This is a genomic window from Actinopolymorpha sp. B11F2 (assembly GCF_040195635.1).
Lineage (GTDB): Bacteria > Actinomycetota > Actinomycetes > Propionibacteriales > Actinopolymorphaceae > Thermasporomyces.
The window spans coordinates 17,755-38,226 of record NZ_JBEFTX010000016.1; the positions used below are offsets into that span (position 1 = coordinate 17,755).

14 protein-coding genes are annotated in these 20,472 nt (G+C 69.8%); 11 read left to right on the forward strand and 3 right to left on the reverse strand.

All coding sequences use genetic code 11. The annotated features are described in order from the left end of the window. The first annotated feature begins 33 nt into the window (after window positions 1-33). From ABN034_RS25195 to pruA, 7 genes are all read left to right on the forward strand, one after another. Window positions 34-1,881 (forward strand): glycoside hydrolase family 3 protein, encoded by a 1,848-nt coding sequence (locus ABN034_RS25195; RefSeq protein WP_349693456.1) that lies wholly within the window; start codon window positions 34-36, stop codon window positions 1,879-1,881. Window positions 1,882-1,914: 33 nt separating this feature from the next. Continuing rightward, window positions 1,915-3,255 carry an exo-beta-N-acetylmuramidase NamZ family protein gene (locus ABN034_RS25200; protein ID WP_349693457.1) on the forward strand — a complete coding sequence of 447 codons (1,341 nt, stop codon included), beginning with the start codon at window positions 1,915-1,917 and terminating at the stop codon, window positions 3,253-3,255. A gap of 61 nt (window positions 3,256-3,316) precedes the next feature. After that, complete coding sequence (locus ABN034_RS25205; protein ID WP_349693581.1) at window positions 3,317-5,044, forward strand: serine hydrolase domain-containing protein; 1,728 nt, start codon at window positions 3,317-3,319, stop codon at window positions 5,042-5,044. A gap of 129 nt (window positions 5,045-5,173) precedes the next feature. Next, complete coding sequence (locus tag ABN034_RS25210; protein ID WP_349693458.1) at window positions 5,174-6,097, forward strand: MurR/RpiR family transcriptional regulator; 924 nt, start codon at window positions 5,174-5,176, stop codon at window positions 6,095-6,097. Next, window positions 6,097-7,059, forward strand: coding sequence for an N-acetylmuramic acid 6-phosphate etherase (gene murQ / locus ABN034_RS25215; RefSeq protein ID WP_349693459.1), 963 nt, complete (start codon window positions 6,097-6,099; stop codon window positions 7,057-7,059). Before ABN034_RS25210 ends, murQ begins: the two co-directional genes overlap by 1 nt. A gap of 301 nt (window positions 7,060-7,360) precedes the next feature. After that, on the forward strand, window positions 7,361-8,335 hold the full coding sequence (gene ku, locus ABN034_RS25220; RefSeq protein ID WP_349693460.1) for a non-homologous end joining protein Ku: 975 nt from the start codon (window positions 7,361-7,363) through the stop codon (window positions 8,333-8,335). Between the two features lie 178 nt (window positions 8,336-8,513). After that, on the forward strand, window positions 8,514-10,139 hold the full coding sequence (gene pruA / locus ABN034_RS25225; RefSeq protein WP_349693461.1) for an L-glutamate gamma-semialdehyde dehydrogenase: 1,626 nt from the start codon (window positions 8,514-8,516) through the stop codon (window positions 10,137-10,139). 90 nt (window positions 10,140-10,229) lie between these two features. Here the strand turns inward: pruA and ABN034_RS25230 are convergent, their stop codons facing one another. The 3 genes from ABN034_RS25230 to ABN034_RS25240 all read right to left on the reverse strand — a co-directional run bounded on the left by ABN034_RS25230 (window position 10,230) and on the right by ABN034_RS25240 (window position 11,544). Beyond that, window positions 10,230-10,415: a hypothetical protein gene (locus tag ABN034_RS25230; RefSeq protein WP_349327114.1), complete on the reverse strand. Its 186-nt coding sequence runs from the start codon at window positions 10,413-10,415 to the stop codon at window positions 10,230-10,232. 113 nt (window positions 10,416-10,528) lie between these two features. Beyond that, the gene (locus ABN034_RS25235) at window positions 10,529-11,047 is read right to left on the reverse strand and encodes a ribonuclease FAU-1 family protein (RefSeq protein WP_349693462.1); all 519 of its coding nucleotides are present in this window, start codon (window positions 11,045-11,047) and stop codon (window positions 10,529-10,531) included. Next, complete coding sequence (locus ABN034_RS25240) at window positions 11,044-11,544, reverse strand: DUF2505 domain-containing protein (protein ID WP_349693463.1); 501 nt, start codon at window positions 11,542-11,544, stop codon at window positions 11,044-11,046. Before ABN034_RS25240 ends, ABN034_RS25235 begins: the two co-directional genes overlap by 4 nt. 350 nt (window positions 11,545-11,894) lie before the next feature. On the opposite strand from ABN034_RS25240, the gene ABN034_RS25245 reads away from it, so the two are divergent. The 4 genes from ABN034_RS25245 to ABN034_RS25260 all read left to right on the forward strand — a co-directional run bounded on the left by ABN034_RS25245 (window position 11,895) and on the right by ABN034_RS25260 (window position 20,425). After that, window positions 11,895-16,856: an NAD-glutamate dehydrogenase gene (locus tag ABN034_RS25245; protein ID WP_349693464.1), complete on the forward strand. Its 4,962-nt coding sequence runs from the start codon at window positions 11,895-11,897 to the stop codon at window positions 16,854-16,856. Window positions 16,857-17,385: 529 nt separating this feature from the next. Next, window positions 17,386-18,624, forward strand: a complete 1,239-nt coding sequence (locus ABN034_RS25250; protein WP_349327121.1) for a TadA family conjugal transfer-associated ATPase — start codon at window positions 17,386-17,388, stop codon at window positions 18,622-18,624. Continuing rightward, window positions 18,624-19,490 carry a type II secretion system F family protein gene (locus ABN034_RS25255; RefSeq protein WP_349693465.1) on the forward strand — a complete coding sequence of 289 codons (867 nt, stop codon included), beginning with the start codon at window positions 18,624-18,626 and terminating at the stop codon, window positions 19,488-19,490. Before ABN034_RS25250 ends, ABN034_RS25255 begins: the two co-directional genes overlap by 1 nt. Next, entirely contained in the window at window positions 19,487-20,425 is a 939-nt protein-coding gene (locus ABN034_RS25260) for a type II secretion system F family protein (protein WP_349693466.1), read from the forward strand. Before ABN034_RS25255 ends, ABN034_RS25260 begins: the two co-directional genes overlap by 4 nt. The last annotated feature ends 47 nt before the right edge of the window (window positions 20,426-20,472 follow it).

A 20,472-nucleotide genomic window follows, 5' to 3' on the forward strand; every position in this document is an offset into this window, starting at 1 on the left:
CGACCGACTCCGCTCCGAGTGGGAGGACCCCAGATGGTGACCATCCCTACGCCGCCGTCGCGTGCCCCGCGGCGTCGTACCGTCGTCGCCGCCGCGGCTGCAGGAGCGGTCGCCGGCTTCGGGGTCACAGGCCCGGCGGCCGCGGCCGCCGGGACGACGAGCGTCGGCCCGCCACGCCGATTGGGACCGGCCGCGGAGGCGCGGATCGCCAGTGTGGTTCGCCGGATGTCGCTGGAGGAGAAGGTCGGCCAGCTCCTCGTGACGCACGTCTACGGCGCCACGCCCGATACACCCGACGCGCGCAACACGAGCACGTACGGCGTCGCCACACCGGCCGAAATCGTGGCGAAGTACCACCTCGGGGGCATCTGTTACTTCACCTGGTCGGGCAACATCAGCGAGCCGCGCCAGGTCGCCGGACTTTCCAACGGCCTCCAGCGGGCCGCCGTCGAGAGCGGTGCGGGCGTACCGTTGCTCATCTCCACCGATCAGGAGCAGGGCACGATCGTGCGGGTCGGTCCGCCGGCGACGCAGTTCCCCGGCAACATGGCTCTGGGCGCGAGCAGGGATGCCGCCGCCGCACGCGAAGCGGCCGCCATCACCGGCAAGGAGCTCGCCGCGCTCGGCATCAACCAGGACTACGCGCCCGTCGCCGACGTCAACGTCGACCCCGCCAACCCGGTGATCGGCGTACGGTCGTTCGGCGCCGACCCCACGCTCGCCCGCACCCTCACCGCCGCCCAGGTGAAGGGGTACGAACGCGACGCCGGCATCATCGCCACCGCCAAGCACTTCCCCGGCCACGGCGACACCGAGCTGGACAGTCACACCGAGATCCCGGTGATCAGGCATACGAAGGAGCAGTGGGAGCAGATCGACGCGCCCCCGTTCGAGGCGGCGATCGAGGCCGGCATCGGGTCGATCATGACGGGCCACCTGGTGTTTCCCGAGCTGGACCCGAGCGAGGACCCGGCCACGCTGTCGTACCCGATCATGACCGGCATCCTGCGCGAGCAGCTCGGCTACGACGGAGTGGTCTGCACGGACTCGCTCGGCATGCAGGGCGTCCGCGACAAGTACGGCGATGACCGGGTGGTCGTCCTCGCGGTCAACGCCGGCGTCGACATGCTCCTGCGCCCGCCCGCGTTCGACCTCGCGCACCAGGCGCTGCTCGAGGCGGTCCGCGCGCAGGAGATCAGCCGGCGCCGGCTCGACGAGGCCGTGACCCGCATCCTCCGGCTGAAGCTTGCCAAGGGCATCGTGCACGAGCCATACGTCGACGTCGACGAGGTGGACGAGATCGTCGGTACGCCCGACCACCTCGTGCGCGCCGACCGGATCACGGAGAGGACAACGACGTTCGTCAAGAACGACGCCGACCTGCTTCCGCTGGCACCTGGCGCGCGTAGCGTCCTCGTCACGGGTAGCGGCGTCGCGGCGACCGCCACCCTGGCCGAGGCGATGACCGACCGCGGTGCGACGGCGGAGTCCTACGCCACCGGCACCCGGCCGACCGACACCGCGATCGCGACCGCGGTGGAGCGGGCGGCCGCGTGCGACCTCACGATCGTGTTGACCCAGAAGGCGTGGGACACCAAGGAGACCGACCCGCAGGCCCGGCAGCAGCGGCTCGTGCACGCCCTCGTCGCGACCGGACGGCCCGTCGTCGTGGTGGCCGTCAACGATCCGTACGACATCGCCCACTTCACCGAGGCGCAGACCTACCTGGTGACCTACGCCGGCAACGCCGTGGCCCTGCGCGCCTGCGCCCGGGTGCTGTTCGGCGAGGTCAGCCCGCGAGGGAAACTGCCCGTCGCCATCCCCAGCGTCACCGACCCCGCGACCCCGCTTTATCCGTACGGCCACGGCCTGACGTGGTGACCCCGGACACAGACGAGAAGGAGGGACGGCCCCATGGCGTCCAGCTCGCACCCCCACCCCACCCGCCGGACCCTTCTCGGTGGCGTCGCCGCGTCGGGGGCGGCGGTGGCCGCCGGCTTGACCCTCAGCGGTGATGCCGCACCCGCCTGGGCGGCGACCGGGGCGTCCGGGTCGACCCAGGGCGGCGGCCGGTTGCGTACCGGCGCCGAGGTCGCCGCCGCGGACGACTGGTCGATGCTGCGCGGCACCAAGCTCGGCATCTTCAGCAACCCGACCGGCATCCTCCGGGACACGCGCCACATCGTGGACGACCTGGCGACCCATGACGACCTCGACATCGTGGGGGTGTTCGGCCCCGAACACGGATTCCGCGGCAGTGCCCAGGCCGGCGGGTCCGAAGGCGACACGATGGATCCGCGGACCGGCCTACCGGTCTACGACGCGTACGGCGCCAACCAGGACAAGCTCGCCCAGCTGTTCACCAAGGCCGGCGTCGAGACGATGGTCTTCGACATCCAGGACGTGGGTGCGCGGTTCTACACCTACATCTGGACCCTCTACAACTCGATGGTCGTGGCCGCCAGGCTGGGCCTTTCCTACGTCGTCCTCGACCGCCCCAACCCGATCGGGGGACGGGCCGACGGTGCGCTGATGACCGCCGGCTACACGTCCGGCGTCGGGCTCAAGGAGATCGTGCAGCAGCACGGCATGACGGTCGGCGAGCTGGCGCGGTTCTACAACGGCGAGTTCCTGCCGGAGGCGGCGGGCAGCCAGCTCGACCTCGAGGTCGTGAAGGTCCAGGGCTGGCAGCCCGACTCCCGCGCCCAGGAGCACGGCCTGCCCTGGCCGCCGCCCTCGCCTAACATGCCGACGGCCGACACGGCGCTTGCCTACGTCGGCACCTGCTTCTTCGAGGGCACCAACATCTCCGAGGGCCGCGGGACCACCCGGCCGTTCGAGCTGATCGGCGCTCCGTACCTCGACTACCAGTGGGGCGACCGGCTCAATGCGCGGAACCTGCCGGGCGTGGAGTTCCGCGAGGCGTACTTCGTCCCGACGTTCTCGAAGTACGTCGACGAGACATGTGCGGGGGTGCAGGTCCACGTCACCGACCAGCGGGCGTACCACCCGATCCGGACCGCGGTCGCGATGCTGGTCGAGGCGACGCGGTACGACGAGTTCGCCTGGCGGCAGGACTCGTGGGACCTCGAGCGGCCGTTCTGGATCGACAAGCTGTCCGGCTCACCCAGGCTGCGGACGATGATCGACGCCGGAGCAGACGCCGACGAGGTGGTGGGCGCCTGGGCGGACGAGGTGGCCGCGTTCGAGGCACAGCGCGAGCCCTATCTGCTCTATCCCGGGCGGCGAGGCTGACATGCGGGCGCGTCGGGCGGGTCGAGCGGGTCGAGCGGGTCGAGGCTGGCTCGTGGCGCGTATGGTGCCCGTCGTTCTCGCGACGGCGTTCCTCGCGTCGTCGGCGCAGCCGGCGCTGGCGCACGGACACCAGGCGGATCGAGGCTTCGACGAGCCGTACTCCGGGTTCGCGCCCCCGTCGACCCGGCTGCGGACCACCACACCGAAGGAGGCTGGCCTGAACACCGCCGAGATCGACGCGATGCTCGCCGAGCTGGCGGGCTACCTGTTGCCGCAGCCGTCGGGCCGACCGCTGTTTTCGGGCGCGGTCGTGCTCGCCTCCCACGACGGGAAGGTTGCCGTGCACGAGGCGATGGGCCATGCGGTGAAGTACGCCGACGCCGAAGGCACCGAGCTTCCGCCGCACCAGCAGGTGCCGGTGGCCCCCGACACGATCTTCGACATGGCGAGCATCTCCAAGCTGTTCACCTCGATCGTGGTGATGCAGCAGGTGGAACGAGCCCGGATCGACCTGGACGCCACGGTGGCGTCGTACCTCCCGGCGTTCGCGGCGAACGGCAAGGAGGCCGTCACCGTCCGGCAGCTGCTCACTCACACCTCGGGCCTGCCGTCGTGGATGCGGCTCTGGCGCCCCTATCCGGACAGGGAGTCGCGGATCCAGGCGGTGCTGGCCGTCGCCCCCAAGGCGCCGCCGGAGACGCTGTACGAATACTCCGACCTCAACCTCATCACCCTCGGCGTCCTCGTCGAACGGGTCGGCGGCGAGCCGCTCGACGTGCTCGTCCGTGAGGGCATCACCGAGCCGTTGCGGATGGTCGACACCGGCTACAACCCGCCGGCGTCGAAGCTGGACCGGATCGCCGCGACCGAGTTCCAGACCGACCCGGCGCGGGGCATGGTGCGGGGGAGTGTCCACGACGAGAACGCCTGGTCGCTCGGCGGCGTCGCGGGCCACGCCGGCATCTTCTCCACCGCGCACGACATGTCGGTGCTCGCGCAGGCGATGCTGAACGGCGGGACGTACGACGGACGCACGATCCTGTCCAGGCATACGACCGAACAGATGCTCACCGACTACAACGCCGGCTTCCCCGGGCACGCGCACGGGTTGGGATTCGAGCTCAACCAGCGCTTCTACATGGGCGCCCTGGCATCGCCGTCGACCGCCGGGCACACCGGGTTCACCGGCACGTCGCTGGTGATCGACCCGCTGTCCCGATCGTTCGTGATCCTGCTGAGCAACCGCGTGCATCCGCGGCGGGAGTGGAGCAATGTCAACGCCGCCCGGCGGGCGGTGGTGGGGCGGGTCGCGCACGCGCTCGCGGTGACGCCGCGTCAGGGTGGCACGGCGTGGTTCGCCGGCCGCCAGGACGGCACCACGGCGACGCTCACCCTGCCCGTGACCCTGCGGGCGGACTCGACCCGGCTCGGGTTCCACCTCTTCGTCGACTCCGAGGAGACCGACCTGCTGACGCTCGAGGTGTCGCGGGACGGTGAAGCGAGTTGGGAGCCGCAGCCGTTCGTCGTCTCGAGCCGGGGACGGATCAGCCCGCACGACGGCACGATCTCGGGGTTCACCGGACGGCACTGGCAACAGGCCGCGGCCGAGATCGAGGGACCGGCCGGGGAGGTCCAGATCCGCTGGCGATACGTCACCGACGCGCTCTACCAGGGCCGTGGCGTCTACGTCGACGGGATCAGGCTGGGCGATGCCGACGGCCTGCTGCTGGACGGCGAGCGTTCTCCGGAGAGGTTCGTCACCGACGGCTGGACCGAAGCTTCGCGCTGATCTCCCTGGTCAACGATGTATAACGCGTCGCTGAGTGGGCAGATACGAGGCGAAACCGTACGTTCTCGCCGAATTCGGGCATCGGCGAGGGGTACATGATGCGCAGGCGAGGGTAAGTTACTTTCCACTATGGCCAAGAGTTCGAAGGTTCCTGAAGCCGATCCGGTCGCCGAGGGTGTGGTGATCCGGATCCGCGCGCTGGCGCCCTCCCTGTCCCCAGCCGAGCAACGGGTCGCCGGCCTGGTCCTCGAGGATCCCTCGCGAGCGTCGTCGCGCACGATCACGGAGCTCGCGCGGGCTGCCGGAACCTCCGAGACGACCGTCATCCGCTTCTGCAAGGTCCTCGGGCTCCCCGGCTATCCGGAGCTGCGCCTGCGGCTCGCGGCGGAGTCGGCCCGCGAGTCCGCGCGCGAAGGCGATCGCGGCCGTGCGGTCGGCAGCGACATCGGGCCCGGCGACACCATGGAGCAGATCGTGGAGAAGGTCGCGTTCGCCGACGCGAGAGCGGTCGAGGAGACCGCGAGTCAACTCGATGTCGGCGTCCTCGACACCGTGAGCGAGGCGCTGGCGAAGGCGGGCCGGGTGGAGATCTTCGGCGTCGGCGCCAGCGCGTTCGTCGCCCAGGACTTCCAGGCCAAGCTGCACCGGATCGGGCGGCTGGCGTTCGCGTGGATGGACACCCACGCCGCCCTCGCGAGCGCCGCCCTGCTCGGCAAGGGCGACGTCGCCGTCGGCATCTCCCACACCGGCGCCACGGGCGACACCATCGAAGTCCTCACCCAGGCCCGCGACCACGGCGCCACCACCGTCGCGCTCACCAACTTCCCGCGCTCGCCCATCGCCGCCGTCGCCGACCATGTGCTCACCACTGCCGCCCGCGAGACGACGTTCAGATCGGGTGCGACCGCGAGCCGGATCGCCCAGCTCACGGTCGTCGACTGCCTGTTCGTGGGCATCGCCCGGCGGCACTACCGGGAGACCCTGGGTGCGCTCGAGGCCACCTTCGACGCGATCAGCAGCCGGCGGGTGCCGCCGTCGCGGGGGCGCCGGTGATGACCGGCCCGGGCCCCGACGCGGCAGGCGCGGAGTCCGGCCAGCCGGCCCTCAAGCCGGTCGTTCACGTCACCTCGCCGACAGAGGCCCGCAACCCCCGCACCACCGACATCGACCGGGTGTCGACACTCGATGTGCTCCGCCTCATCAACGACGAGGACCGGCAGGTGGCAGAGGCGGTCCGCGCCGCGCTTCCCCAGGTGGCGAGTGCCGTCGATCTGGCAGTCGAGGCCCTCCGGCGCGGCCGGCGGGTCCACTACGTAGGCGCCGGCACGTCCGGGCGGCTCGGGGTGCTGGACGCGGCAGAGCTGCCGCCGACGTTCGCCGTACCTCCCGAGTGGTTCGTCACCCACGCCGCCGGCGGCCCGGCGGCGTTGTTACGTGCGATCGAGGGTGCCGAGGACGACGAGGAAGCTGGCCACCAGGAGATCGCCGACTCCGTGACCGCAGGCGACGTCGTCGTCGGCCTCGCCGCGAGTGGCCGTACGCCCTATGTCGCCGGTGCCCTGCGCTCGGCGCGCGAACGCGGTGCCGCGACGGTCCTCGTCACCGCCAACCCCGACGCTCCGCTCTCGGCGGAGGTGGACGTGTTCGTCGCCGTCGACACCGGGCCCGAGGTGGTGGCGGGGTCGACTCGGATGAAGGCCGGTACGGGGCAGAAGCTGGTCCTCAACGCCTTCTCGACCGCGGTGATGATCCGCCTCGGTCGTACTTACTCCAATCTCATGGTCGACCTGGTGGCCACCAACGCGAAGCTGCGCGGGCGGATGCTCGACATCCTCGGCGAAGCGACCGGTCTGGACGAACCGACCTGCGCCGCGGCGCTGACCGAGGCCGGCGGCGAACTCAAGACCGCGCTGGTGGCCGTCCTCGGCGACGTGGAACCCGGACGCGCACGTGCCGCGCTCGCCGACTCCGGTGGGCACGTCCACGCCGCGCTCGCCCAACTCGGGAGACCGTAGAAACCGTCGGGGACTTCGCGGCCCGGCCGCCGGGAAAGGCCGTTTGCACACTCATCGACGAGATTGCCCCGGATCGGCCGAGTTTGGAGAGAGGCTGGAGGCCGCCCGTCCTCATCAGCCCAAGGTTCGTGCGACGGGTACTCTCACCCCATCCCACCGAGGCTAGGGCGCTGATGGGGGGCACTCCCTCGAACGCATGACCGGTTGTGGGCTTGCACGCAGGGTAGGAACGGCTCAGGGTGGAGGTGCGAGGTGCGCCTCTCCGGAGTCGGCGCGCCCACGAACCGTGGCGGAGGTCCGCATGCCGCAGGCAATCTGGAAGGGCTCAGTCTCCTTCGGGTTGGTGACGATCCCGGTGAAGGTCTATGCCGCCACCCAGGAGAAGGACATCGCGTTCCGGCAGGTCCATGCCGCCGACGGCGGGCGGATCCGTTACCGGCGGGTCTGTGAGGTCGACGGGCAGGAGGTGCCGTACGCCGACATCGCCAAGGGGTACGAACTTCCCGACGGCAACATGGTCGTTCTCGACGCCGACGAGCTGAGCGACCTTCCGCTGCCGACCCGCAAGGTCGTCGAAGTGCTGGAGTTCGTGCCTGCGGAGGACATCGACCCGATCTATGTCTCCCGCAGCTACTACCTCCAGGCGGAGGGCCCGGCGGCCAAGCCTTATGTCCTGTTGCGTGACGCACTCCGGCGCACCGGCCAGACGGCGGTTGTCAAGGTCGCCTTGCGCAACCGGGAGGCTCTGGCGCTGCTCCGGCCCAAGGACGACATCCTGATCCTGCAGACGATGCTGTGGCCCGACGAGGTGCGTGATGCGTCCTTCGCCGCACCGGACGAGGACGTCGAGGTGCGGTCCCAGGAGATCGCCATGGCCGAGTCCTACATCCAGACCTTGGAGACCAGCTTCGATCCCGCGCGCTACCACGACGACTACCGCGAGGCGCTCGAGCAGCTGATCGAGGCGAAGACGGCCGGGCTCGAGGTCGAGGCACCGGCCGAGGCCGCACCCGCCGCGGGCGATGTCGTGGACCTGATGGCCGCACTCCAGGCCAGCGTCGACGAGGCCCGCAAGCAGCGCGGCGCGTCGGCTGAGAAGCCGTCCGGCAAGCGAGCGGCAGCGGGGCAGCCGGGCGACAAGAAGGCCACCGGCAAGCAGGCGGCGAGCAAGCAACCGGCGAAGACCGACAAGCAGGCCGCGAAGAAGACCGCCAAGAAGGCGTCCTCGCGTACGACGAAGAAGGCTGCGAAGGCACCCGCCCGCAAGTCGGCCTGACCGGCTCCGCCCTCGGGAGGCCGGCCGCCCGGGCGCCCTCTCGACACACCGGGACGGAGATCGCGGAAGCTGTTTCACCGGCGGCCGGCGCGGTGGCACGATGGCGGTAGGGGCGTTCCCCGACCGGGATGCGTCCTGCACAACGGTCCGCAGCCACCACCAATGCGGGAGCGACCTCATGGATGCCGTCACCCAGGTACCCCCACCGCGGAACGAACCGGTGAAGACGTACGCACCAGGCAACCCTGAACGGGCGAGCCTCGAGCGCAGGCTGGCGGAGCTCGCGGCCGAGCAGACCGACCTCACGCTCACGATCGGCGGTGTCCAGCGACCAGGCGGTGGCGACGCCATACCGGTCGTCATGCCGCACGATCACCGGCACGTCCTGGGGGTCATGCACAACGCGACCGAGCAGGACGCCGAGGACGCGATCAAGGCGGCGCACGACGCGGCCGCCGACTGGCGTGAGATGTCCCTCGACGACCGGGCGGCGATCTTCTGCAAGGCCGCCGACCTCGCGGCCGGTCCGTGGCGCGAGACCCTCAACGCCGCCACGATGCTCGGCCAGAGCAAGACGATCCAGCAGGCCGAGATCGACGCCGCCTGCGAGTTGATCGACTTCCTGCGGTTCAACGTCGCCTATGCCCGGCAGATCTACGCAGAACAGCCGGTCTCCTCACCCGGCGTGTGGAACCGGGTGGAGTACCGGCCGCTGGAGGGTTTCGTCTACGCGGTCACCCCGTTCAACTTCACCGCCATCGCGACCAACCTGCCGACCGCTCCCGCACTGATGGGCAACGTCGTGCTGTGGAAGCCGTCTCCCACGCAGACCCTCGCGGCCCACCACACGATGCGGATGCTGGAGGCGGCGGGACTCCCGCCCGGCGTCATCAACCTGCTCACCGGTGACGGCTTCGCCGTCTCCCGCGTCGCCCTGCGGCACCCGGAACTCGCCGGCATCCACTTCACCGGGTCCACCACGACGTTCCGGCGGTTGTGGCGCGGGGTCGCCGAGGGCCTGGACGGGTTCCACAACTACCCGCGGATCGTGGGGGAGACCGGTGGCAAGGACTTCATCGTGGCCCATGCGTCGGCCGACCCGGCGGTGCTGAGGACGGCCCTTGTGAGAGGTGCGTTCGAGTACCAGGGGCAGAAGTGCTCGGCGGCGTCCCGGGCGTACATTCCGCGGTCGATCTGGGACCGCCACGGCGACGAGATCATCGCCGAGACCGAAAGGCTCGAGGTCGGTGACGTCGCCGACCTGTCCAACTTCATGGGCGGTGTCATCGACGCCCGTGCCTACGCCAAGCACGCCGCGGCCCTCGAACGCGCCCGGACAAGTTCGTCGGTCACCGTCGTGGCGGGCGGCACCTGCGACGACACCACCGGCTACTTCGTCCGGCCGACCATCCTGAGAAGCGACGACCCGACCGACGAGATCTTCACGACCGAGTACTTCGGCCCGATTCTCGGGATCTACGTGTACGACGACAACGCCTATGCGGAGGTCCTGCGCCAGATCGACTCCGCCGCGGCGTACGGCCTCACCGGCGCGGTCATCGCGCAGGACCGGGCGGCCGTCACAACGGCTGCCGAGAAGTTGCGCTACGCCGCCGGCAACTTCTATGTCAACGACAAGCCGACGGGCGCGGTCGTCGGGCAGCAGCCGTTCGGCGGCGCGCGGGCGAGCGGGACGAACGACAAGGCCGGTTCGGTGTGGAACCTCATCCGCTGGGTGAGCCCACGCACTCTCAAGGAGACGTTCGTCCCACCGACCGACTACCGCTACCCCCACATGGCGTAGGAAAGCCCGCCCTCTTGGGTAGGCCTCGACGGTGACAAGCTTCAGGCGAACAAAGCCGGGCCAGAAGGTCGTACGGCGGCGACGGGTGGTTCAGGCGACCTGGGTCAGGTGAGGTCGAACTCCGACCGCATCGGCGGACAGATCCACCCACAGGGCGATTCCGCAGACGACGCAGGTCCACTCCGGGCAGCCCTCGCCGTGTCCGTCGTTGCAGGGTGGTTGCTCGAACGCCTGGCGACGGCGGCAGCTGGGGCAGTCGTAGGTGGCTTCCGTCACGGTCGGGACCTCCCCTTGTCCGGATCACCACTACCTCACCGATCACCGTCCCAGGAACCGCCGACAATCGCGGTCCGACACGCCGAGACACGCACGACCGACACATGCCGGCCTCACTGGCGTTCGGAGGCGTACCAGCGGAGAGTGATGCCCAGCGTGTCGAGCCAGGCGTCGAGGTGGAACCCGTGGGCGGCGAGGCCGGTGAGCGTGCGGTAGCTGACCTCCAGGGCACGCTGCGCGTCGGCGGCGCCGAGGTGGCCGGCCAGCACGGCGGCGACGAACTCGTCCGCGTCTTCCACCCGCGCCTCCCGCCCCGTCCGCACGATGATGTCGAGGTAGTGGTCGACCGACTTCCACCGTGTGCCGTCGACGGTCACGTCGCAGACGTCGATGTAGTAGTCGTAGTCGCGTTCCAGCTGTGGGCGCCACGCGAAGGCCGTGATGCGCAGCCCCCGGTCCGGAAGCAGCCACGACTGCAGGCTCTGGACCCGCGGATGCTCGGGCACAGTCACGGCGACGTAGAGGCCGACCTCGGTGACCCTCCAGTCGTCCAACCGACGCTCGACACCCTGGCGGTCGACATTCCTGCCGTCCGCGACGTCCCAGCACGTGACGTGCGGAGGATGGATCACGTGTTCTCGGCCAACCAGCTGCGGCCGAGCTCCTCCATGCCGTCGAGGCCGGCGAGAACGGCGGGCGCGGCGGCCTCCTCGATCTTGCGGCCGATGAGGGGTACGGAGGCCTTCAGCTCGGCGTCGACGACCTGACGGGTCGCCATACCTCCGGACTCGGGAACCAGCCGGATGGTGCCGCGCAACGTGACCGGCGCGCCCTGGATGTCGACGTGCAGCGCCCCGCTGCGTGAACCGTCCGGGCTCGCCTCGCCCCAGGTGATCGTCTCGTCGAGCTCGATGTGCTGGCCGACGAGCTTGCGGACGAAGTCAGGCACGTCTGCCGGCAGCGTCTGATGGGTCCGCGTCCTCCGTCCGGAACCGGCGGATTCGATCGCCACGTCGTGGCGGACGGCATGCGCAGCCCGTGCCCGCATCTGGATGAAGCTCTCGCTGGTCAGCATCGTGTACACGGTCGTGGGGTCGGCCGCGTACTTGGTTTCCCGGTGAAGGTCCATGGGGAGATCCAACACGATGATCGCGGCGATTGCCCGGATCTCGCCCCGGGCGCACCGCACCCGCCGCTGGGCCACCGACCACCGATGCCCGCACGGGGGGTGTCCACCACCCCGTCGGTGCTGGCTCGCACAATTCACCGGATGCCGGTACGCACCTCCCACCGGAACGGCGAACGGGGGATCCCAGTGCCGGGGTGAAGGACTAAGGTCGGAAAGGTCCGTACAACGTCGTACGACCTCGACGCCTGGACGGCGGCGAGAGATCTGGGCAGGGACGTGCAGATGACCGAACGTAGTGAGGTCATAGGCCAGCAGAGCACCGTGGTCATGGGTCCGACGAAGGAGGTCCCATGACCGAACGTAGTGAGGTCATAGGCCAGCACGGCACCGTCGCCGGCGGTACCCGGACCGACGAGAAGGACGCCATTCTCGCCGACGCCGCGAAGGTCGCCGAGTACAGCCGGTCAGCGGGAGCGCTGTCGATGTCCCAGGTCGAGGCCCTGCTGGCCGCCTATTACCGGCACGTGGCGACCGAGGATCTGGTGCACCGCGATCCGGTCGACGTCTACGGTGCCGCCCGCAGCCATTACCGGCTGGCGGGAAACCGGCCGCAGGGTTCGGTGGCGGTCAACGTCTTCACGCCCACCGTCGAGGAGCACGGCTGGTCGTGTACGCACACGGTGGTCGAGGTGGTCACCGACGACATGCCCTTCCTGGTGGACTCGGTGACGATGGAGTTGTCGCGCCAGGACCGCGGAATCCACCTGGTGGTGCACCCGCAGCTGAGGGTCCGCCGCGACCTGACCGGGCGGTTGTTGGAGATCGTCGGTGCGCACGACGGTCGGCCGACGGCGAGGGCTGACGGCCGGGAGTCCCGCCCCGAGGGGTTGCTGGAGTCGTGGATCCACGTCGAGATCGACCGGGAGACCGACTCGGGCGATCTTGCCCAGATCGAGGCCGACCTCCGTCGGGTCCTGAGTGATGTACGGGAGTCGGTCGAGGACTGGCCGAAGCTTCGGGCCCGGGCGCTGGAGGTGGTGGACGAGCTGGCGAGCTCGCCGCCGAAGGACCTGCCGGCGCAGGAGATCGCCGACACCAGGGAGCTCTTGAGCTGGCTCGCCGATGATCATTTCACGTTCCTCGGCTACCGCGAGTACACGCTGGTCGAGGAGGATGACGACACGATCCTGCGGGCGGTGCCGGGGACCGGCCTGGGCATCCTGCGGTCGGATCCGCGCACGGCGACGGCGTTCTCCCAGATGCCGCCGGAGGTGCGGGCGAAGGCCCGGGAGAAGAAGTTGCTCATCCTCACCAAGGCCAACTCCCGATCGACTGTGCACCGACCGGCCTATCTCGACTACATCGGGGTCAAGACCTTCGACGAGGCGGGCGAGGTCACGGGCGAGCGCAGGTTCCTGGGGCTGTTCACGTCGGCGGCCTACACCCAGAGCGTGACGCGGATCCCAGTACTCCGTGGCAAGGCCGCCGAGGTGGTCAGGCGGTCGGGGTTCTCGCCGGACGCGCACTCGGGCAAGGTGCTGCTCGACATTTTCGAGACCTATCCCCGGGACGAGCTGTTCCAGGTCTCGGTCGACGAGCTGTTGCCGACCCTGCTGGGCGTTCTCTACCTGCAGGAACGCCGGCAGCTGCGGCTGTTCGTCCGGCGCGACGACTACGGCCGCTACCTCTCGTGCCTCGTCTACCTCCCGCGGGACCGGTTCTCCACCCAGATCCGGCTGAAGATCCAGGACATCCTGCTCGAGGCCTACCGCGGCGAGAGCATCGACTTCGCGCTGCGGTTGTCGGAGTCGGTGCTCGCCCGGCTGCATTTCGTCGTACGCGTCGGGCCGGGAGAGACCATCCCGGATGTCGATGTGGGGGAGTTGGAGCAGCGGCTGGCCAACGCCACCCGGAGCTGGACCGACGAGTTCGCCGAGGCACTGTATGACCGGGTCGGCGAGGCGGAGGCGGCCCGGCTCTACCGCAAGTACGCCCACGCGTTCCCCGCGGCCTACCGTGACGACTTTCCGGCCCGGACGGCGGTGGCCGACCTGCGACGGATCGAGGAGCTCCCGGCCGAAGGCGGGCTGGCGATGTCGCTCTACGAACCCGTCGACGCGGCCCCTGACGAGCGGCGGTTCAAGCTCTACCGCACCGGATCGCCGCTGTCGCTGTCCGACGTCCTGCCGAGGTTGTCGTGGATGGGCGTCGAGGTGGTGGACGAACGCCCGTACGCCATCGAGAACTCCGACGGCACGAAAGCCTGGATCTACGACTTCGGCCTGGTCTATTCCGGTGCGGTCAGCGCGCCGGCGGGGCAGCTGCGGGAGCTGTTCCAGGACGCGTTCGCCGCGGTGTGGTCCGGCCGGGCCGAAAGCGACGGGCTCAACGCTCTCGTCCTGCGCGCGGGTCTCACCTGGCGGCAGGTCAGCATCCTGCGCGCCTACGTGAAGTACCTCCGGCAGGCGGGCTCGACGTTCAGCCAGTACTACGTCGAGGACTCGCTGACGGTGAACGACGACCTCGCCCGGCTGCTGGTGGAGCTGTTCGAGACCCGGCTCGACCCGGCGTCAGGCCTCGACACGGCGCAGCGCGAGTCCCGTACCCGCGACGTCGTGACCCGGATCGAGGACGCCCTCGACGAGGTGGCGAGCCTGGACCAGGATCGCATCATCCGTTCGTTCCTCACGCTCGTCCGCTCCACGTTGCGGACGAACTACTTCCAGCGCGACGCCGAGGGGCGGCCCAAGCCCTACCTGTCGTTCAAGCTCGACCCGCAGGCCAACCCGGATCTTCCGCAGCCGCGGCCGACGTTCGAGGTGTGGGTCTACTCGCCGCGGGTCGAGGGCGTGCACCTGCGGTTCGGCCCGGTCGCCCGCGGCGGGTTGCGCTGGTCGGACCGCCGGGAGGACTTCCGTACCGAGGTCCTGGGCCTGGCGAAGGCCCAGATGGTGAAGAACACCGTGATCGTTCCGGTCGGCGCCAAGGGCGGCTTCTACTGCAAGCAGCTGCCCGACCCCGCCGACCGCGACGCGTGGCTGGGTGAGGGCATCGCCTGCTACCGGACGTTCATCTGCGGGCTGCTCGACGTCACCGACAACCTGCAGCGCGGCGAGGTGATCCCCCCGGTCGACGTCGTACGCCACGACGGTGACGACGCCTACCTCGTCGTCGCCGCCGACAAGGGCACCGCGACCTTCTCCGACATCGCCAACGAGGTGGCCCACTCCTACGGTTTCTGGCTCGGGGACGCGTTCGCCTCCGGCGGCTCCGACGGCTACGACCACAAGGCGATGGGCATCACCGCCAAGGGCGCATGGGAGTCGGTGAAGCGGCACTTCCGGGAGATGGGCCGCGACTGCCAGACCCAGGAGTTCACCTGTGTCGGGATCGGCGACATGTCCGGCGACGTGTTCGGCAACGGCATGCTGGCCTCGCCGCACACGAAGCTGGTCGCGGCGTTCGACCACCGGCACATCTTCGTCGATCCTGACCCGGACCCCGCGACGTCCTACGCCGAACGCCAGCGGCTGTTCGGTTTGCCGCGGTCGAGCTGGAGCGACTACCACCGCGACCTGATCTCCGCCGGCGGTGGGGTGTTCCGCCGGTCGGCGAAGTCGGTCCGGCTGACCGACCAGATGCGCACAGCGCTCGGTATCGCCGAGGGCATCAGGGCCCTGACCCCCAACGAGCTCATCCGCGCGATCCTCACCGCACCGGTCGACCTGTTGTGGAACGGCGGGATCGGTACGTACGTCAAGGCCACCGACGAGACCCACGCCAGCGTCGGAGACAAGACCAACGACGGCGTCCGCGTCGACGGCGCCGACCTACGCTGCGCCTGCGTCGGTGAGGGCGGCAACCTCGGCCTGACCCAGCTGGGCCGGATCGAGTACGCCACCCGCGGCGGCCAGTCCGACGGTGGCCGCGAAGGTGGGCGGATCAACACCGACTTCATCGACAACTCCGCCGGCGTCGACACCTCCGACCACGAGGTCAACATCAAGATCCTGCTCGACCGTTTCGTCGCCGACGGTGACCTGACCCGCAAGCAGCGCAACCAGACCCTCGTGGCGATGACCGACGAGGTGGCCGCGCTCGTCCTCGACGACAACTACCAGCAGAACGTCGCCCTGCAGAACGCCGCCGCGAGCGCACCTGCCCTGCTGCACGTCCACGCCGACTGGGTACGCCGGCTGGAGGCGCTGAAGGTGCTCGACCGGGAGCTGGAGTTCCTGCCGAGCCCGAAGCAGTTCCGTGACCGGGAGGCCCAGGGCGCCGGGCTCACCACACCCGAGTTGGCTGTGCTGCTCGCGTACACCAAGATCGTGCTGGCCGACGAGTTGCTGGGTTCCACGCTGCCCGACGATGCGTACCTCCGGGACGCGCTCGCGGCGTACTTCCCCTCGGCGATCCGCGAGCGGTTCCCCGCCGGGATGGACACCCATCCGCTGCGCCGGGAGATCATCACGACGCAGGTCGTGAACCAGATGGTCAACATCGCGGGTATCACCTACTACCCGCGGCTGTCGCTCGAGACCGGTGCACCGCCGGACGAGCTGGCCCGCGCTCACCTCGTCGCGCGCGAGATCTTCGATGTCGACAGGATCTTCGCGGCTGTGCGCGCGCTCGACAACCAGATCGACGCGGACGTACAGACCAAGATGCGCCTGGAGGTGCGGACCATCGCCGAACGGGCCAGCCGGTGGCTCGTCCAGAACCGCCGGTCGCCGATCGACATCGCCGAGGCGGTCGAGTTCTTCGCCGACGGCATGGTGCGGCTCACCGCAGCTCTGCCCGAGGTGTTGAGCGGGCGCGAGCACACGCTCTTCGAGGCGCGCCGCAACCTGCTGCTCGCCGCCGGCGTACCCAAGGAACTCGCCACCACGGTCGGGGTGCTGCCACCCGCCTACGCCGGTCTGGGCATTGCCGAGACCGCGGCCCGCACCGGTGCCGACGTCGTGGACGTCGCCCGGGTCCACTTCACCCTCGGTGAACGCCTCGAGCTCGGCCGGCTCCTCGAACGCATCCTCGCCCTCCCCCGCCACGACCGCTGGCAGACCACGGCCCGGGCGACTCTCCGCGACGACCTGCACAGCGTCCACGCCCAACTCACCCGCAACGTCCTCGCGGTCAGCCCGACAGGAGCCGACGCGAGCGAGCGGGTCGCCGCCTGGGAGCAGCGCGACGCCAAGCTCGTCAGCCGAACCCGCGCCACCCTCGCCGAGATCGTCGAAGGCGACGTCGCCGATCTCGCCCGGCTCTCCGTCGGGCTCCGTGTCGTACGCCGCCTCCTCCCCACGTCTGGCTAGCCGACGCCAGGCGCGAATGACCACGCTGGGTATGCGAGTGGTGCCCGGGCAAGGCATCGACGCCTGTTCCACGTCGACAGGACTGGTCAGCCAGGCGAGCAGCTGGGCCTGGGCAGCCGGGCGAGCAGCTGGGCTTGGCCAGCCGGGCGAGCAGCTGGGCTTGGCCAGCCGGGCGAGCAGCTGGGCTTGGCCAGCCGGGCGAGCAGCTGGGCTTGGCCAGCCGGGCGAGCAGCTGGGCCTGCCAGTCAGGCGAACAACTCGGCGCGGTACGCCCATCGGTGCTGCCGAGACAGTGCGCGAGCGGTCGTGAGCACCCGGCGTGGTCACCGGGGACCCGAACCGACCATGCCCTGAGATCAGTTCGGCGGGTCGCAGTCGGAAGGGACCGGGGTCTGTGGACGGTCAGTCGCCAGTACCGGGTTCGCATGACAGAATCCTCGGGCGACTTGTGAACCACGGACGGGTGCAGGGCTCGAACAGCGGTGCAGGGGGCGGCAGACGTGAGAGCTTCGCGAGGTGTATCGACCTCATGACAGCGGTCGACATCATCGACGCCGAGGTGCGCGAGGCCGTCCGCCGGGAGGGCCTCGATCCGCTCAAGGAGCCGGCGGCGATCCGCCGGCTCATCGAGCAGGCCGTGCTGCGGTACGACGAGCGCACCCTGGTCGCCACCCTGCCGCCGTTGGGTGATCCGCGGGAGGTGGCCCGCGAGGTCTTCAACGCCGTCGCCGGCTTCGGCCCGCTGCAGAAGTTCCTCGACGACCCCACCGTCGAGGAGATCTGGATCAACGAGCCCTCCCGCGTCTTCATCGCCCGCAACGGCCGCAGCGAGCTCACCACCACGGTGCTCACCAACGACGAAGTGCGCGACCTCGTCGAACGGATGCTCAAGACCACCGGGCGCCGGATCGACTTCTCGACGCCGTTCGTCGACGCGATGCTGCCCGACGGCAGTCGCCTGCACGTGGTGATCCCCGACATCACGCGGACGCACTGGGCGGTCAACATCCGGAAGTTCGTCGTCCGGGCGACCCACCTGGAAGACCTCGTGGCGCTGGGCACGATCAGCACGCAGGGCGCGCAGTTCCTCGAGGCCTGCGTGGTGGCCGGCCTCAACATTCTGGTCGCGGGCGGTACGCAGGCCGGCAAGACGACGCTGCTCAACTGCCTCGGCGCCGCGGTGCCTCCTCGGGAGCGGATCATCAGCTGCGAGGAGGTCTTCGAGCTGAAGATCCCGCTGCCCGACTGGGTCCCGATGCAGACCCGACAGTCCAACCTCGAGGGCACCGGCGAGATCCGCCTCCGCAACCTGGTCAAGGAGGCCCTGCGGATGCGGCCGAGTCGGATCATCGTCGGCGAGGTCCGCGCCGAGGAGTGCCTCGACCTGCTGATCGCGCTCAACTCCGGCCTGCCCGGCATGTGCACGATCCACGCCAACTCCGCGCGCGAGGCGATCACCAAGATGTGCACGCTGCCGCTGCTCGCCGGCGAGAACATCGGCTCGCGGTTCGTCGTTCCCACGGTGGCGGGTGCCGTCGACATCGTGGTGCACACGCAGCTGATCGACAGCGGCCGGCGCCGCGTCCGCGAGATCTGCGCCGTCCCCGGCCGGGTCGAGGGTGAGATCATCGAGCTGGAGTCGATCTTCGCACTGCGAGGCGACCGCCTCGTGCGCGGCGAGGGCTACCCCCCGCACCCGGACCGCTTCGAACGCATCGGCTACGACCTCGCCAGGCTCCTCGCCCCCCGCTTCGAAGGGGTCGCCTGATGGGAATTCTGCTCGGCCTCATGCTGGGCCTCGGCCTCGTCCTGATCATCAGGACCTTCGTCGCACCGACCCCGAGAGCCGCCGGCAAGGGGTCCGGTCGTTCGCTGCGGGACCGGGCCGACGAGCTGCTCGTCCAGGCGGGCATCGAGTCGGTGACGCCCGGCCAGCTTCTCGGAGCCTGCATCGGCGTCGGGTTCTTCATCTTCCTGGTGATGTTCGTCGTGTCCCGTGCGGTGCCGGTGGCGTTGGCGTTCGGCGTCATGGCGGCGTACGCGCCGTTCGCGCTGGTGCGCTACCGCGCCCGGGCGCGGCGCCAGGAGCTGCGCGAGCTCTGGCCGGACGTCGTGGACAACCTCGCCTCCAGCGTCCGGGCGGGACTGTCGCTGTCCGAGGCGCTCACCCAGATCAGCGTCCGCGGACCGCAACCGCTCCGGCGCCCGTTCCAGCGGTTCGCCGAGGACTACCGCGCCACGGGACGCTTCAACGACTGCCTCGACCGGCTCAAGCGCAACCTCGCCGACCCGGTGGGTGACCGGATCGTCGAGTCCCTGCGGATCGCCCGCGAGGTCGGCGGGAGCGATCTGGGCCGGTTGCTGCGTACCCTCTCGTCGTTCCTGCGGGAGGACGCCCGCACGCGGTCGGAGTTGGAAGCCCGCCAGTCGTGGACGGTCAACGGCGCCCGGTTGGCGGTGGCGGCGCCCTGGATGGTCCTTGCCTTCATGTCCTTCCAGCGCGACGTGATCGCCCGCTACAACTCCCCGGTCGGCTTCCTCGTTCTCCTCATCGGTGCGGTTGTCTGCGCCGTCGCCTATCGGTTGATGCTGCGGATCGGACGGCTGCCGGAAGAAGAGCGGGTGCTGCGATGAACCTCAGCTGGTACGGCGCACTACTCGGGCTCATCGCCGGCTTCGGTCTGGCGCTGGCGATCTTCCGGCTGCCGATGCTGCGCCGGCCGTCGCTGGAGAGCCGGCTCGGACCCTACGTGCGGGACGCTGCCGGTCCCGGCGCCTACGACCTGTCCGACCGTACGTTCACGCCGTTCCCGACGCTCGAACGCATCCTCCGTCCGTACCTCGCGAGCGGCGCGCGGGGGCTCGAACGCACCTTGGGCGGCACCAGCCTCATCCGTCGTCGGCTCCAGCAGGCGGGGCTCGACATCGGAGTGGAGGAGTTCCGGGTCGAACAGCTGCTCTGGGGCGCCGGCGGTTTCGCCGGTGCGCTCGCGCTTTCGGTCATGGTGCTGATCAGCCGGGGTACCAACGCGATCCCGCTGCTGGTCCTGTGTGTCACGGCGTTCGTCGCGGGAGTGCTGTTGCGCGACCGGCGGCTCGTCGACCAGGTCAAGAAGCGCGAGGCGAAGATGCTCGCGGAGTTCCCGACGGTCGCGGACATGCTCGCTCTGTCGGTGACCGCGGGCGAGGGACCGGTGGCCGCGCTCGAGCGGGTCGCCAACGTCAGCAGGGGAGAGCTGGCACGCGAGTTCAAGTACGCACTGGCGCAGGCACGCACCGGCGCCAACCTCGTGCAGGCGTTGGAGAGCGTCGGCGACCGGACCAACGTGTCGATCCTGGCCCGGTTCGTCGACGGCATCGCGATCGCCGTCGAACGCGGCACGCCGCTCGCCGACGTCCTGCGCGCCCAGGCGGCCGATGTCCGCGAGGCCGGCAAGCGGCAGCTCATCGAGGCGGGCGGGCGCAAGGAGATCGGGATGATGGTGCCGATCGTCTTCCTCGTCCTACCCGTCACCGTGCTCTTCGCGTTCTTCCCGGGTGTCATCGGACTACAGATGATCTCCCCCTGACGTGTTGTCCGACAAGCCAGAGATCTCCCGTGAAAGTCACTGAGAGA

Excerpts from the sequence above, each read along its gene's own strand:
- ABN034_RS25195 (WP_349693456.1), top strand. The coding sequence starts at position 34 with ATGGTGACCATCCCTACGCCGCCGTCGCGTGCCCCGCGGCGTCGTACC.
- ABN034_RS25200 (WP_349693457.1), top strand. The coding sequence starts at position 1,915 with ATGGCGTCCAGCTCGCACCCCCACCCCACCCGCCGGACCCTTCTCGGT.
- ABN034_RS25205 (WP_349693581.1), top strand. The coding sequence starts at position 3,317 with ATGGTGCCCGTCGTTCTCGCGACGGCGTTCCTCGCGTCGTCGGCGCAG.
- ABN034_RS25210 (WP_349693458.1), top strand. The coding sequence starts at position 5,174 with ATGGCCAAGAGTTCGAAGGTTCCTGAAGCCGATCCGGTCGCCGAGGGT.
- murQ (WP_349693459.1), top strand. The coding sequence starts at position 6,097 with ATGACCGGCCCGGGCCCCGACGCGGCAGGCGCGGAGTCCGGCCAGCCG.
- ku (WP_349693460.1), top strand. The coding sequence starts at position 7,361 with ATGCCGCAGGCAATCTGGAAGGGCTCAGTCTCCTTCGGGTTGGTGACG.
- pruA (WP_349693461.1), top strand. The coding sequence starts at position 8,514 with ATGGATGCCGTCACCCAGGTACCCCCACCGCGGAACGAACCGGTGAAG.
- ABN034_RS25240 (WP_349693463.1), bottom strand. The coding sequence starts at position 11,544 with ATGGACCTTCACCGGGAAACCAAGTACGCGGCCGACCCCACGACCGTG.
- ABN034_RS25245 (WP_349693464.1), top strand. The coding sequence starts at position 11,895 with ATGACCGAACGTAGTGAGGTCATAGGCCAGCACGGCACCGTCGCCGGC.
- ABN034_RS25250 (WP_349327121.1), top strand. The coding sequence starts at position 17,386 with ATGACAGCGGTCGACATCATCGACGCCGAGGTGCGCGAGGCCGTCCGC.
- ABN034_RS25255 (WP_349693465.1), top strand. The coding sequence starts at position 18,624 with ATGGGAATTCTGCTCGGCCTCATGCTGGGCCTCGGCCTCGTCCTGATC.
- ABN034_RS25260 (WP_349693466.1), top strand. The coding sequence starts at position 19,487 with ATGAACCTCAGCTGGTACGGCGCACTACTCGGGCTCATCGCCGGCTTC.